This window comes from Longimicrobium sp., from assembly GCA_036389135.1.
Taxonomy (GTDB): Bacteria; Gemmatimonadota; Gemmatimonadetes; order Longimicrobiales; family Longimicrobiaceae; genus Longimicrobium.
In genome coordinates, this window is sequence record DASVQP010000122.1 from 1 (window position 1) to 12,970 (window position 12,970).

Below are 12,970 nucleotides of genomic sequence, written 5' to 3' on the forward strand. Positions count from 1 at the left end.
CTGCGAAGTCAAGGCGGAGTAGAAATCCATGTACAACATGTTTTCGGTGAATCCAACGATTTTGGATACGAAAGTCCAGCAATGGCGCCAATTCCGTCTCTCGCGTGTAGCTTTCACTGTCGAACGCCTACTGTGTGAGGCCGCTGTTGCCCTCCTCACCGCTCCGCCGGCGGCTCCGGAAGCGGGTACTCGACGTCGAAGCCGTCCTCACGCGGGGGCGGCAGCATGCGCTCCTCGGCGCGCATGGCGTCCATGCGCACGCGATTGCGGCGGCGGCGTGGGATCCAGGCGATGAGCACGAGGACGGTGGCCACGAACCAGACGAGCCCCACGCTCCCCGCCGCCAGCAGCCACCCGTAGCGGCTGCGTACGTCCTCGCGCCACTCGTCCTCCAGCTGCCCCATCGTCATCCCCCACGTGGAGCGCACCGCCTTCTCCAGCGTGCCGTCGCGCCGCCAGTTCGACATCAGCAGCGCGAAGCCGTCCTCGCCCGTGCGGCGGCGCATGTGCTCCACGGCGGTGGCGGAGAGGAGGTACGCGAGCTGCGCCTCCCCCGAGCCGCGCGGCCAGCGAAGGGCCAGCGAGTCCAGCGGCGGGGCGCGGCCCATGAGGAAGGCCACGCGAAGCTGCCACGCGCTCGCCACGTCCCAGCTTCCGGCGGCGACCTCGGCGTAGCCTTCGTGGAACCAGCGGGGGATGGCGCCCGGGAGACGCTCCTGGAGGAGGACGTGCACCAGCTCGTGGCGCAGCACCGTCCCCGTCTCGGAGCTGCGGACGGCGGCGGAGGGGTAGATGGGGAGGACGATCAGCCGCTCGTCCGGGAAGGCGACGCCGCCCGCCCACTCCGGCGCCATACCGCCGGTGGCCGCGCTCCACTGCCCCGGGTCGGCCGCCAGGACGATGGTGGTGGACTCCGGCGCCGCGGCCGAGCCGAGCCCCGGAAGGACGAGCGGGCGGCGGGCGGCGGCCAGCACCTCGCGCGCGAGCGGCGCGTGCCGGGGCGCATGCACCACGCGCACGCCTCCGCCCGAGAGCACCTCCTGCGCCCCCGCCGGCCCGCCCCACGCGACGACGAACGCCAGCAGGAGCGCGCGTCTCACCCGGCGAAGGATACCGGCTCGCCCGCTTCCAGCTTCTTCAGCGCTTCCCCGCACCGCTCCCCCCACAGGTTGAAGCGGTTCGCCTCGAAGCCGCGCCGCCACGCGTCGGCGGCGGCGGAGACGTTCCCTTCCTGGTAAAAGGCCCGCCCGATCTCCCACCACGCCTGCAGCATGTTGGGGCCCAGCTCCAGCGTGCGGCGGAAGAAGCTGCGCGCGTCCTCGTACATCTCGCGGTCCAGGTACAGCATCCCCATGTAAAGATGCGCGTACAGCGACGCCTTGCGGTCGTCGTCCTGGCGGATGGCGCGGGACAGGTGCTCGATGGCCTCGCCGAAGATCCCCTTCTTGAGGCAGATGTACCCCAGGTTCACCCGCGCCAGCGGGTTGTTGGGGTCGCGCATCAGCACCTTGCTGTAGGTGTAGAGCGCCTCGTCGTACTGCTCGCGCAGCATCTGCGCCCAGCCCAGCAGCGACTCCGCCTGCGGGTCGTTGGGGGCCAGCTCCAGCGCCCGCTCCAGCTCCTTGACCGCGCGGCTCGCGTCGCCCGCGGCGATGGCGCTCCAGCCGCGCTCGACGTACGTGGACGAGCCCAGGTGGTCGGACACGGTCGAAGCGGCCGGCGCGGGCCTGGGCGCCGGGAGCTGCTTGTAGCGCTCCACCAGCCCGCGGATGCGCTCCTTGAACTCGGCCAGCCGCTCCAGCGCCGCCTCCGTCTCGCGAAAGAGCCCCACGATCTCCCCGCGCAGCCGCTCTCGCTCCGGGCGCGGCGCCTCGCCGGCGGACGCCAGCTCACCCTCGATGCGCGCGTACCGCTCCTCGAGGGCGGCGTTCAGCTCGTCGAACGTCATTCCCCGGCGGGGTCCGCGTGGGCCAGGGCGATGCGCTCCTCGCTGCTGAGGATGCGGTCCAGGTCGATCAGCACCACCAGCCGCTCCCCCACCCGCACGATGCCGCGCACGAACTCGGCGGCCAGCCCGCGGATGTACGCCGGCGGCGGCGACACCGCCGTCTCCGGCGCGCGGAGGACCTCCGTGACGCTGTCCACCACCAGTCCGAGCCGCTCGTCGTTGAAGTCCACCAGCACGATGCGCGTGTCCTCGTCGTACACCACCTGCGGCGTCTCGAAGCGGCGGCGCAGGTCCACGATGGGCACCAGCGTGCCGCGCACGTCCAGCACCCCTTCCACGAACTCGGGGGCGCGCGGCATGGGGGTGGGCTGCTGGTAGCTGAGGATCTCGTGCACGGAGAAGACGTCCAGCCCGAACTCCTCGCCCCCCACGCGAAAGGTGACGAGCTGCACCTGCGGCACCGCCGCCTGGCGTACGTTTCTCAAGGCTTTTCCCCGTGAGACAGGGTGGCTTGGTCGCGGAGGATCTCCGCCAGGTCGATCAGGTTGACGAGCTGGTCGCCTACGCGGGCGACTCCCACCAGGTACCCGCCGCCGCGCGGGGCCGGCCTGAACGCGCCGGGGGGCACCGTCATCACGTCGCTCACCGCGTCCGCCGCGACGCCGACGCGCGCGCCCTCCTCACCCGTGACGAGCACCGCGGGGCGTCCGCCCTCCAGACGCAGGTCGAGCGCGGGCGCCACGTCCAGCACCGGCACCAGCTCGCCGCGCAGCCGCACCACGCCCAGCAGGTGCGGCGGCATGTCCGGGAGCGGATGGACGGGGAGCCGCGCCACCACCTCGTGCACCAGGAGGATGTCGCACCCGTGCAGCTCGCCGCCGATGCGGAAGGCGATCACCTGCACCCCCTCGTCGAGCGCGGCGCGCGCGCGGAAGTCCATCTCGCTCATCCGGTCCCCGCCAGCGGAATGGGGCGCGCGTCTACCGCGAAGGCGATCTCCTCCGGGACGCGGTCCAGCGGCAGGACGAGCTCGGCCCACTCCGCGGCGGCCTGCGGCATCCCCCAGATGACGGCGGTGGCGCGGTCCTGCGCCAGCGCGCCGCCACCCGCCTCGCGGATGGCGCGCAGCCCGTCCGCCCCGTCGCGCCCCATCCCGGTGAGCACCACGCCCACGGAGCGCGCGCCGTACACCCCGGCCACGCTGTGGAAGAGCGGATCGGCCGCGGGGCGCACCCCCCAGACGGTCGGCTCCTGGTCCAGCGCGATCCTCACTTCCCCGCCCTCGCGTACCACGCGCATGTGGAAGTCGCCGGGAGCCAGGTAGACGTGGTCGCGCCGCACCGGCTCGCCGTCCTCCGCTTCGCTCACGGAGAGGCCGCCGAGCCCGTCCAGCCGCTCGGCCAGGGTGCGGGTGAAGTTGGGCGGCATGTGCTGCACCACGAGCACCGCCGCGCCCAGCGGATTGCGGATGCGCGGGATCACCTCCGCCAGCGCCCGCGGCCCGCCCGTGGATGCGGCGATCGCCACCGCAACGTCCGACGGTGCGCCCCCGGCGGCGCGCGCGCTTCGTGGCGGCGCGGGCGGCAGGTCCGGGCGCGGGCGGCGCGGCATGCGCACCGGCACGGCGGCGAGGTTGGCGGCGGCGGCGGCGCGCAGGGCGTCCAGCAGCTGGTCCGCCACCTTGGCCAGGTCCGGCGAGATGGTGCCGGATGGCTTGGCGATGAAGTCCACCGCGCCGTAGTCCAGCGCGCGCATGGTGGCCTCGGCGCGCTCCGTGGTGTACGCGGAAAGCATCACCACGGGGCGCGGCGTCTCGCTCATGATGTAGCCGAGCGCGGAGAGCCCGTCCAGCTCCGGCATCTCCACGTCCATCGTCACCAGGTCCGGGTTCAGCTTGTGGACCTTGCGCAGCGCATCGTTGCCGTCGCGCGCCGTGCCGATCACCCTGAACTCGTCGCCGCGAGAGAGGATGTCCGAGATCACCTTTCGCATGAAGGCGCTGTCGTCCACCACCAGGACCGTGTGCGGGCGCCCCGCGGGGTTAGAGAGCGACATCTGGCTTGCCGACGGAAGAGACGACGGTGTTGCCCGGCCCGATCGTCATGCGCACCGAGCGCCCGTAGTCGCGCCCCACCTCCTCGCCCAGGATGGGGATCCCCGCCTCCTCCAGCGCCGCCCGGGCCGCGCGCAGGTTGCGCTCCCCCATGTTGAGCGTCCCCGGCACCATCAGCGCGGAGAACATCGCCGCGCCCCCCACCAGCCGCGCCTCCAGCCGGGTCTCGCGCGCGCCCATCGCCTTCAGCTCCTGCACCAGCGCGGGTACGGCGGTGGTGGCGAACTTGAAGGGGTTGCTGGAGTCGCGCGAGAGCCCCGGCTCGGGGAGGAGGGCGTGCGCCATTCCCATTACTCCCGCCCTGGGGTCCTGCAGCAGGATCGCCACGCACGAGCCCAGCCCCAGCGTCACCAGCATGTCGCCCCGCCCGCCCACGGCGTGCTGCGCCACCTTTACGAAGTGATGGACGTGCTTCATGCGGGGCGCTGGAAGATCCGCTCGCGGTTGTTCACCGAGCGGAAGAGCGTGCGCGCCTCGCCGATCAGCGTCTCTACCTTGCCCATCACCAGGAACCCTCCGGGGACCAGCGCGTCGTGGAAGCGCTTGAAGAGGCGCTCCTGGATCTCGCGGTCGAAGTAGATCACCACGTTTCTGCAGAAGATCAGCGACTGTTCTTCCTCCGGCGGTCCGGAGATCAGGTCGCGGTGCACGAAGCGGACGCCCCGCTTCGCCGCCGCGTCGATGTGGTACGGTGGACCGGGGCTGAACCAGCGCCGCCGCACATCCTCCGGCGTCTCCACCAGCGAGAGGTCGGGATACACGCCCCGCTCCGCCGCCTCCAGCGAGCGCCGGTCGATGTCGGTGCCGGTGATGCGCAGCCGCGCCAGATCGGCCGTGCGCCCGTTGCGCTCCGCCCATTCGCGCAGCAGGATGGAGACGGTGTACGCCTCCTCGCCGCTGGCCGACCCCGCGCTCCACACGCGCACCGGCCCGTGCCCGGCGAAGAGGTGCGGCGCCACCTGCTGCTCCACCGCCGTCCACGTCTCCATGTTGCGAAAGAACTTGGTGACGTTGATGGTCAGCGTGTCCAGCAGCAGGTCGTACTCCCCCGGGTCGCGGTCCAGCAGCGACGCGTACTCCGCAAAGGTGCGCTCCCCGCGCGCCCGCATCCGCACCGCGATGCGGCGGCGGAGGCACTTGTCCTTGTAGAACTGGCAGTTGAAGCCCCGGTCGCGCTCGATCTTGCGCTTCAGCAGCTCCAGCTCCTCGTCGTCCCCCTCCAGCGGCAGGTGGAAGAGCGGGATGCCGGCGGGCGGAACGTTCATCCAGGCACCCTCACCGCGTCCGCAACGAGCGGCGGCGCCCCCAACTTCTTCGGTTCCATGTATGCCAGGAGTCCGTCCGGGAGCGGCGTTCGCGCGACGAGGGGAAGGGCAACAAGATAACCGCCGCCCAAGCGTGAAAGGAAGAGGGCGGGGACCGCGCGCGGTCCCCGCCCTCCTGCTCACGTCCGCTCTGCTCAGCCCCCGATCACATCCGAATACGCCTGGCGAGTGAAGCCGCGGCGTACCACACCGTACGAGGCTCCGTCTGTTGCGCCGCGGCCACGCGGTCCAGCAGTTCGAGCACTTCGTCGCGCAGCGTTGGCGGCAGCGGCGATGCTCCGGTGACCGAGTTGTCGTGAAGCGCACTGCTGAGCGGCACCCCGATGCGCCGGATCGGGCCTTCCGGCGGTCTAACCTCGTTGAACCAGGCTGCGCTGCGAGGATCCACGTACCGAATGAGTACGAGCATCGCTCCAACCCGCACAACCTCTGGCCGAGCCTGGTCCAGCACGGTGCGGCGCAAATGCTCGTAGATGCGCGCATCTCTCAGGCGCGGACTCTGATGCAGGAGGGTCCCCACCGCAGCGAGATCCCCCGGGACAGTCAACCACCGCGGAGCAAAGACGGCGGGACCCTCCTCAGGGCAAACTTCGATGCGCGCATTCGCCCATTCCGCCTTCGAGTGAGGCTGCCCCGATGTGATACACCTGGCCGGCGAGCCGGCAATCGTTCCGGCGCTTGGCCGCCGCTGCGTGCTCCTCCCCGATCTGTGCCGACAGCGGCGCTCCAAAGAACGTGATCGCCACAGCGATGAGGGTGAGCCCCGATGCGCGTCGTACTTTTCCCGTCACGCGCGGCGGCTCGTTATACCCCGCTCGGAAGAGTGCTGGACACGCGCGGAGATCCCTCAAGGCCGAATGTCTTTCGCGAGCGAAGCCGCGGCGTACCAGATCGTGCGAGACTCGGTTTCTCGTGCTGCCGCGATCCCGTCAAGCAGTGCGAGGACCTCGGCGCGCAGGGTTGCCGGGAGCGGCGATGTTCCCGGGTACGACACCGGGTGCAGCGCACTGCTGAGCGGCACACGAATGTACCGGATCGGGTCGGGGGGAGGGATCAGATCGTTGAACCAGGCCGCGTTGTGCGGGTCTACGTACCGGACGAGCACGAGCATCGCTCCCACGCGCACCACTTCGGGGCGAGTCCGGTCCAGAACGGTCCGGCGTAGCTGCTCGTAGATGCGTGCATCTTCCAGACGCGCGCTACGGTGGAGAAGGATCGCAACCGCTCCCGTATCGCCTGCAATGGTCGACCACCTGCGCGCGAAGACGGGCGGACCTTCCTCCCGGCATATTCCTACGTACGCCTCGGCCCAATTCCTTTTCGTGTGTGGCTCACATGTCGTGACCACCTGTCGGCAAGTCGGCAGTTGGTCCGGTGCCTGGCCGCGGCTGCCTGCTCCTCCTGGTCCTGCGCCTGTAGCGGCCCTGTGATCATCGCTGACGCCAGCACCACGAGGACGGTGAGCACGTGCGCTTGCAGTCGCTTACGTGACCTGCTAGCCCTCCGTTTGTCAGAATGCCACCGGGTTCCCCATGGTCGCGGTAGGGTGATAGTAGAGCGCTATGATGCTCATGTGATCGCTTCACATACGTGCCCTTCCGGGTGCTACGAGCGCAGCCCGGCCCGCCAGCGGGACACCCCCAAGCCCTCCCCCAAGCCCCGCCCCGTCCGGTACGGCCTCAAACAAGGTCCTTCCCGGCCCAAATCGGGAAGCACTTCGGGCCCGTGGTGTGCCGGCGGGCATTCACATGCCAAGGACTTCCACCGGCTGCAAGTCACGATTCAGGATGATCACCGGGCTAAACTCGCTTTTTTGCACCCTGCTTCCGCGCTCGCGCCTCAGCACGACGATGTAGTAGGCATCAAGCGCGTAGTACGACCGCGACACCGATGCGTCCTCTACCACCGAGGGCGTGACGAACCGATTCAGCCGCGAGCAGAGTTCCTGGTCAGCGGAACCGCTGAGCGGACGAGCAGGGACGTAGCGCAACCGGGCAGATTCCGCAGCCCAGCGAAGGGCAGTTCTCGGAGGCGAGGCCAGGAGCTTCCGCACAATTGACGCGCCGCTACGGTCAGCAGGAGGACAGGAGGCGGTGGGCGCAGCCTGGGCTTCGCCGCGAGACACCCGTGCAGTCGATTCACCCAGGAACAGAGCGCCGGTCAGGGCGATCAGAGTCAGAACCTTCATGAGTGGCATCCTCCGGTTAGTAGGCGCAACGCCCGAACGGAACGTCGGCAGCAGCCTCGTCCGACGTGAATCGGGCAATGTGGTCAGCATCCAACAGGTACCCGGGGATACCCCAGTGGGCAGAAGTCTTGTTGTCCCCGTCGCTCGATTTTCCGGCGTAGTTCTGGTACAACCCCGAACCCGGAATGACCTCACCGCAAGACGTCTGCTGCTCACCGAGTATGAACGGATGCGTGTGCACCCAGGCCACAGTGCCGGCAGGGGGGACGAAGTCCGGAGGGAAACCGATTGAGCACGGACCATAATCCCAATCGGACGGAAACGACTGGAAGGCGTACCCGGCTGCGGTAGAGATAATAAACCCCCCCTGCTCCCTCCGTTCCGCCTGCGGCTGGACAACTCCATTGACCTCAAAATTGGACTTCTTCCAAAGCTCCTCGAACCCTGTTTGCACGGTGACCGCGTTGACCACCGGGTCTGGCGTGTTACACGCGGTGTCAGTCGGTGTATCCCTTGGGTCTGATGGAGTTTCAGCGCCTCCACCGCTCCAGGACCCAGCTCCATCGTACCACCAATCGTATTCTCCACCGGAGTGCTTAGTGAGGCATCCGAGAGGATCGATCTCGCACGGATCGCTCATCGTGTTGTCCTTGGGCGGGGCGGTAACGACGAGCGGGTCCATCACACATCCGGTGTTCTCGTCCTTGACGCAGCCCTGCGTCGTGACCATCCCCTGCCGCGCCCGGTACTGATCCGCCCCGCCTCCGTCCTTTATGCCGAACCTTCGATCCACCCTCCGAAGCGCTCCTTCCGTGTACGGCACGAGGCAGTTCGCGGAGGCGAGGGGGCGACCATCTGTGAACGAAATCTTGTAGTCGTAACGAACTGTCCGACCCGCAGCATCCAGTTCGCCAGGTGGGAAGGAGAGCGTATCGGCGCGCGTCTCCCAGCCCGCCCCGGCGGCCGGTGAATACCGGCCCAGAGTGCAGTAGAATGGCACCCGCTGGTGCTGCCCCTGGCTCACCCGTGCGACCGCAGTTCCGGCGCTTGCTGCGACCGTTGGTAGAGTCGGCGCGTCCTGGCAGGCGGCGCTCAGAACCAACAAAACGAAGCTCAGGCGCATCGAGGGGCGCAGACGAACACTACTCACGCGTAGAGGGCTGACCAACATGCGGGTTCCTGGGATGTCGTGAAATGTAACAGCGGATCACCGGTTTGTTCCCGGCGGGCGGGGTGCAGAGAATCGCGCCTGAAGCGGTGAACAACTCGCGACGACCAACTCTAGCGGTGCAGGTATGGGCGTCAATGGTCCGGATGGTAAACGGCGGGGGGCAGGGTCGCAGTCCCGGCGGTGGCTTATTGCGAGCGTGCTGAAAGAGCTCCGGACCCAGCTATGACGAGCTCGGTCCTTCAATGAGTTAAATCCGCTTCTTCTCCAACGCCGGCGGGTTGCTCAGCCCAGCACCCTCTCCACCAGCTCCAGGTTGGTGCGCACCACGGTGTTCTGCGGGTTCAGCTCCAGCGCGCGGCGCCACAGCTTCACGGCTTCGGCGCGCTCCATCTTCTTGTAGTGGATGTTGCCGAGGCGGAAGTACACGTCGTCGCCGAGGGCGGCGTTGATCTGGAGGGCGCGGCCGTACGATTCGGCGGCGTCGTCGTAGGCGCCGCGGCGGTAGAGGGCGTCGCCGAGGGCCTTGTGCGCCTGCGGCAGGTCGCCGTCTTCCTCGACGGCGCGGCGGTACATCGCTTCGGCTAGCTCCCACTCGCCGCGGCGCTCGCGCACCACGCCCAGGTGCAGGTGCAGCGGGGCGGAGTGCGCGTGCAGCTTGATCCCCTCCTCGCCCAGCTTGAGCGCCGCATCGGCGCGGCCGGAAGCGGCCTCGGCCAGGACGGCGAAGGCGAAGTAGGCGGCGGGAAGGCGCGGCCCGGTGAACCCCTCGCGGAAGCGCGCGAACGCCGCGGCGGCCTCGTGCGCCTCGCCCTGCTTGAGCAGGAGGATGGCGCGCGAGAGCTGCACCTGCGGGCGCTGCGGGGCCAGCCGCGCCGCCTCGTCGGCGGCGAAGCGCGCGTCGGGGAGGCGCCCCAGCCGCTCCAGCGCCAGCGACATGCCGTGCAGCACGGGGGCGCGCGCGCCCGCCATCTCCGTGGTCTCCTTGAAGAAGCGGAGCGCCATCCGGTCGTCGCCCTTGCGCAGGCCGATCAGCGCCAGGTGGAAGCGCGAGTCCACGTTGCCCGGCTGCAGCTCCGCCACGCGCCTGAACTCGCGCGTGGCCTCGTCGTACATCCCCGTGCGGTAGAAGGCGATCCCCAGGTTGCGGTGCTCGTCGATGCGCGCCTGCGGCACCTCCTTCTGCTCGATGTGCGAGCGGCGCCCCACCGGGTGGGCGAAGCCGGCCTGGATCAGCCCGAAGAGGGCCTTCCCCACGTCGAACTCCACCATCCCGCTCTCCTCGATCAGCTCCTGCACGGTCCGCTTGCCGTCCATCAGCGGGATGATCTTCCGCTGGTCCTCGGACAGCTCCAGCCCGTCCATCGGCTTGGTGCGGTCCGTCTCGAACACCAGGTCGAGCGAGGGGATCTTCTTCTCGATCAGGCTCCACTCGTCGATCCGCCGCGCCCCCTCCAGCAGGAGGTTCTCCGGGTTGATCGACACCTGGAAGGAGCCCTCCTCCGGGCGCTGGTCCGCCTCGAAGTAGAAGGAGCCCTGCGTCCAGGTGAAGAGGAAGTAGACCGCCTCCTCGATCTGGATGCGGATGTAGTGCTCCATCTGGTCGCGCGTGATTGAGCCGCGGCGGATCAGGATCTCGCCCAGCCGCTCGCCCGGCGACTTCGCCTGGTCGTCGATGGCGGCGAAGAGGTCCTTGGCGTCCAGCAGCCCGTTCTTCACCAGCAGGTCGCCCAGCCGGTCGCGCCGGTTGACGATGGAGGCGTAGCTGATGCGCCCGCGCTCGAAGTAGATGTAGCCGAAGTTGGAGCGGTCGGTGAGCGACAGGCACCCCGTCTTCTGCCCCATGCTCAGGAGCTGGAGGACGTCGGGGAGCGAGGCTTCGCGGAGGTTGCCCTTGATCGCCATGTCAGCCGAGCTCCTCGATCAGGCGGTCGTCGAGCGCGACCCAGCCCCACGCCACCTTTTCCACGTTGGTGAAGTACCAGCGGTCCACGGGCGCCGCGGCGGGCTCCTGCGCCTTCTTGCGCTCGGCGGCGGCGCGGGCGGATAGGAGCATCGCCTCCGCCTCGCTCACGCGGTCCGGATCGGCGAGGACGGGGGAATCGGCGGCCTTGTCGTCCAGCGGTGCAAGCTGGTCGCGGACGGCGCGAAGCCTCGCGACGTCGGCCGCGAAGCCGGCGAGCACGGCGTCCACGTCGGGCGCGGCGTCGGCGTCCAGCGCGGACTCCAGGCGGCGGGTGCGGATCCCCTCCCCCTCCCAGCGCAGGATGGCCTCGGCGAGCCGCTTGCGCCACGGCGCCTCCTCCACCAGCTGGCCCACGGTGAAGGTGATGTCGCTGAGGAAGGCGCTGAACTCGTCGTTGGGCGCCGCGCTCCCCTCCACGATCGACGGCACTTCGTCGGCGGATACGGGCGCTCCCCGCTCCGCCTGCACCGCCGCGATGCGGTCGACGGTGGCGTGCAGCTCGTGCGCGCCGCGCAGGGGGAGGCGGGCGAGCACTTCGTCCACCCCGTTCTCCAGCGCCACGCCCTGCCCCGCCGCCCGCCGCCGCGCCAGCTCTCGCAGCGTCTCCGGCTCCGGGGGCGACACGTCCACCACCAGCCCGTCCGCCAGCCGGGCGCGGAACGCCTCGTCCACGTCCGGCACCTCCCCCGGGGACAGGGTGGCGGCGAAGACCATCTGCACCTTGTGGCGCAGGATCTCCTCCCAGAGCGACGCGAGCTCCTCCTGCGTGCGCGCCTTCCCCGCGAGCCCCTCGGCGTCGTCGATCACCAGGAGGCCTGAGTCGAGCACGCCATCGCGGAACGCCTCCAGCCCCCCCGCCGCGATCGCGGTGGAGAGGCGGGAGGCGAACCCTTCGGCGGTCTCCACCACCACGCGCAGCTCCGGCCGCACGGCGGAGGCGAGCGCGGCGACGGCGCGCAGCAGGTGGCTCTTGCCGGTGCCGGGGGCGCCGTACACCCAGAGCGGGTTGTAGCTGGTGCCCGGCGATTCGGCCACGTGGCGCGCGGCGGCGGCGGCCATCCGGTTGCCGGGGCCGACCACAAAGGTGTCGAAGGTGAAGCGGGGGTCCTGCTCGAACTTCATCGCGGGTTGCAGTCCGGCCGTCCGGTGGGGGTGGTCGCGTCGCGGGGTCGGGTGATGAAGATAGGGGATCGGGGGGGCGAATGGCAGGGGCGGGCCCCCTCCCCCGCTCGTCACCTCGCGGCCCCTCCCCCAATAACTACCTGGGGGAGGGGCGTTGGGCGGGCGTCTGTGCGTCGTGCGGAGGCCGGCGTGGCGGCGGGCACGGGCAGCCACGTGGGGCGGCCCCTACGGCATCGGCGCGGCGGCGCGGGGGGCGAGGCGCGGCGAGGGTGGGCAGACACGCAGGTCTGCCCCTACCACGGAACGGGGAACCAGGTAGCCACCGGAGCGGCGGCGGGCACGGGCATCAGCGCAGCGAACGGTGTTCTCCCCCTCACCCGCCCTGCGCCCCCGCAGGCGGGGGAGGGGGTCGGGGGGAGGGGGCACTACCCCAGCGCCGAAACCGGCCGCCCGAACCGCTGCGCCAGGCGCTTCAACACCTCGGAGCTGATGCCGCGGAGGGTGTCGAAGACGCCGGCGCCAGAGAGGGCGCGGGCTTCGAAGCGGGGGAGGTCCCGGTAGTTGAGGAGGTCGTCCAGCGCGTCCATCGACATCACGTCGGGGAGGTCGCGCTTGTTGTACTGCAGGACGATGGGGATGGTGCGCGGATCGACGCCCTGCTCCAGCAGGTTCACCTGGAGGTTGCGGAAGCTCTCGATGTTCTCCTCGCGCTGGGCGCGCTGCGAGTCGGCCACGAAGACGACCCCGTCCGCACCCTGGAGCACGAGCTTGCGGGTGGCGTCGTAGTACACCTGGCCGGGGACCGTGTAGAGCTGGAACCGCGTCTGGAACCCCGAGATCGTCCCCAGGTCGAGCGGGAGGAAGTCGAAGAATAGGGTGCGGTCCGTCTCGGTGGCCAGCGACATCATGCGCCCGCGCCGGTCCTCCGGCACCTGGCCGTGGATGTACTGTAGGTTCGTCGTCTTCCCGGAGCGCCCCGGACCGTAGTACACGATCTTGGAGGTGATCTCGCGGGTGGAGTAGTTGACCAGGCTCATGAGGAGAAGTGCTAAGTCCTATGTGCTGAGTCCTAAGTGGAACTGCGGCGAATGAGTGCTTGCACCTGGTCTCAGGACTCAGGACCTAGCACTTAGGACTAAC

Annotated in this window: 14 protein-coding genes; all 14 read right to left on the reverse strand. The window is 69.6% G+C overall.

Annotation, left to right across the window (positions count from 1 at the left end; translation table 11 throughout):
* Positions 1–155: 155 nt before the first annotated feature.
* Positions 156–1,100 carry a hypothetical protein gene (locus VF584_24695; GenBank protein ID HEX8213397.1) on the reverse strand — a complete coding sequence of 315 codons (945 nt, stop codon included), beginning with the start codon at positions 1,098–1,100 and terminating at the stop codon, positions 156–158.
* The gene (locus tag VF584_24700; GenBank protein HEX8213398.1) at positions 1,097–1,948 is read right to left on the reverse strand and encodes a tetratricopeptide repeat protein; all 852 of its coding nucleotides are present in this window, start codon (positions 1,946–1,948) and stop codon (positions 1,097–1,099) included. The genes VF584_24695 and VF584_24700 overlap by 4 nt, the downstream gene beginning before the upstream one ends.
* Positions 1,945–2,433 (reverse strand): chemotaxis protein CheW, encoded by a 489-nt coding sequence (locus VF584_24705; GenBank protein HEX8213399.1) that lies wholly within the window; start codon positions 2,431–2,433, stop codon positions 1,945–1,947. The genes VF584_24700 and VF584_24705 overlap by 4 nt, the downstream gene beginning before the upstream one ends.
* Positions 2,430–2,897: a chemotaxis protein CheW gene (locus VF584_24710; GenBank protein ID HEX8213400.1), complete on the reverse strand. Its 468-nt coding sequence runs from the start codon at positions 2,895–2,897 to the stop codon at positions 2,430–2,432. Before VF584_24710 ends, VF584_24705 begins: the two co-directional genes overlap by 4 nt.
* Positions 2,894–4,003 (reverse strand): chemotaxis response regulator protein-glutamate methylesterase, encoded by a 1,110-nt coding sequence (locus VF584_24715; GenBank protein ID HEX8213401.1) that lies wholly within the window; start codon positions 4,001–4,003, stop codon positions 2,894–2,896. The genes VF584_24710 and VF584_24715 overlap by 4 nt, the downstream gene beginning before the upstream one ends.
* The gene (locus tag VF584_24720; GenBank protein HEX8213402.1) at positions 3,990–4,478 is read right to left on the reverse strand and encodes a chemotaxis protein CheD; all 489 of its coding nucleotides are present in this window, start codon (positions 4,476–4,478) and stop codon (positions 3,990–3,992) included. The genes VF584_24715 and VF584_24720 overlap by 14 nt, the downstream gene beginning before the upstream one ends.
* Entirely contained in the window at positions 4,475–5,326 is an 852-nt protein-coding gene (locus VF584_24725) for a protein-glutamate O-methyltransferase CheR (GenBank protein ID HEX8213403.1), read from the reverse strand. The genes VF584_24720 and VF584_24725 overlap by 4 nt, the downstream gene beginning before the upstream one ends.
* Before the next feature lie 205 nt (positions 5,327–5,531).
* Positions 5,532–5,795: a hypothetical protein gene (locus VF584_24730; GenBank protein ID HEX8213404.1), complete on the reverse strand. Its 264-nt coding sequence runs from the start codon at positions 5,793–5,795 to the stop codon at positions 5,532–5,534.
* 438 nt (positions 5,796–6,233) lie between these two features.
* Complete coding sequence (locus tag VF584_24735) at positions 6,234–6,497, reverse strand: hypothetical protein (GenBank protein ID HEX8213405.1); 264 nt, start codon at positions 6,495–6,497, stop codon at positions 6,234–6,236.
* Positions 6,498–7,130: 633 nt separating this feature from the next.
* The gene (locus tag VF584_24740) at positions 7,131–7,574 is read right to left on the reverse strand and encodes a hypothetical protein (GenBank protein ID HEX8213406.1); all 444 of its coding nucleotides are present in this window, start codon (positions 7,572–7,574) and stop codon (positions 7,131–7,133) included.
* A 16-nt stretch (positions 7,575–7,590) separates the two neighbouring features.
* Positions 7,591–8,046, reverse strand: a complete 456-nt coding sequence (locus VF584_24745) for a hypothetical protein (GenBank protein HEX8213407.1) — start codon at positions 8,044–8,046, stop codon at positions 7,591–7,593.
* Between the two features lie 981 nt (positions 8,047–9,027).
* On the reverse strand, positions 9,028–10,647 hold the full coding sequence (locus VF584_24750) for a DUF4388 domain-containing protein (GenBank protein HEX8213408.1): 1,620 nt from the start codon (positions 10,645–10,647) through the stop codon (positions 9,028–9,030).
* A gap of 1 nt (position 10,648) precedes the next feature.
* A complete protein-coding gene (locus VF584_24755; protein HEX8213409.1) occupies positions 10,649–11,830 on the reverse strand; it encodes a DnaA/Hda family protein in 1,182 nt (393 codons plus the stop codon).
* A 425-nt stretch (positions 11,831–12,255) separates the two neighbouring features.
* Positions 12,256–12,867: a GTPase domain-containing protein gene (locus VF584_24760; protein HEX8213410.1), complete on the reverse strand. Its 612-nt coding sequence runs from the start codon at positions 12,865–12,867 to the stop codon at positions 12,256–12,258.
* Between the last annotated feature and the right edge of the window lie 103 nt (positions 12,868–12,970).

What these genes read in the sequence shown, in the direction of transcription:
- VF584_24700 (HEX8213398.1), bottom strand. Translation starts at nt 1,948, where the DNA reads ATGACGTTCGACGAGCTGAACGCCGCCCTCGAGGAGCGGTACGCGCGC.
- VF584_24710 (HEX8213400.1), bottom strand. Translation starts at nt 2,897, where the DNA reads ATGAGCGAGATGGACTTCCGCGCGCGCGCCGCGCTCGACGAGGGGGTG.
- VF584_24715 (HEX8213401.1), bottom strand. Translation starts at nt 4,003, where the DNA reads ATGTCGCTCTCTAACCCCGCGGGGCGCCCGCACACGGTCCTGGTGGTG.
- VF584_24720 (HEX8213402.1), bottom strand. Translation starts at nt 4,478, where the DNA reads ATGAAGCACGTCCATCACTTCGTAAAGGTGGCGCAGCACGCCGTGGGC.
- VF584_24725 (HEX8213403.1), bottom strand. Translation starts at nt 5,326, where the DNA reads ATGAACGTTCCGCCCGCCGGCATCCCGCTCTTCCACCTGCCGCTGGAG.
- VF584_24730 (HEX8213404.1), bottom strand. Translation starts at nt 5,795, where the DNA reads ATGCTCGTACTCATTCGGTACGTGGATCCTCGCAGCGCAGCCTGGTTC.
- VF584_24735 (HEX8213405.1), bottom strand. Translation starts at nt 6,497, where the DNA reads ATGCTCGTGCTCGTCCGGTACGTAGACCCGCACAACGCGGCCTGGTTC.
- VF584_24740 (HEX8213406.1), bottom strand. Translation starts at nt 7,574, where the DNA reads ATGAAGGTTCTGACTCTGATCGCCCTGACCGGCGCTCTGTTCCTGGGT.
- VF584_24750 (HEX8213408.1), bottom strand. Translation starts at nt 10,647, where the DNA reads ATGGCGATCAAGGGCAACCTCCGCGAAGCCTCGCTCCCCGACGTCCTC.
- VF584_24755 (HEX8213409.1), bottom strand. Translation starts at nt 11,830, where the DNA reads ATGAAGTTCGAGCAGGACCCCCGCTTCACCTTCGACACCTTTGTGGTC.
- VF584_24760 (HEX8213410.1), bottom strand. Translation starts at nt 12,867, where the DNA reads ATGAGCCTGGTCAACTACTCCACCCGCGAGATCACCTCCAAGATCGTG.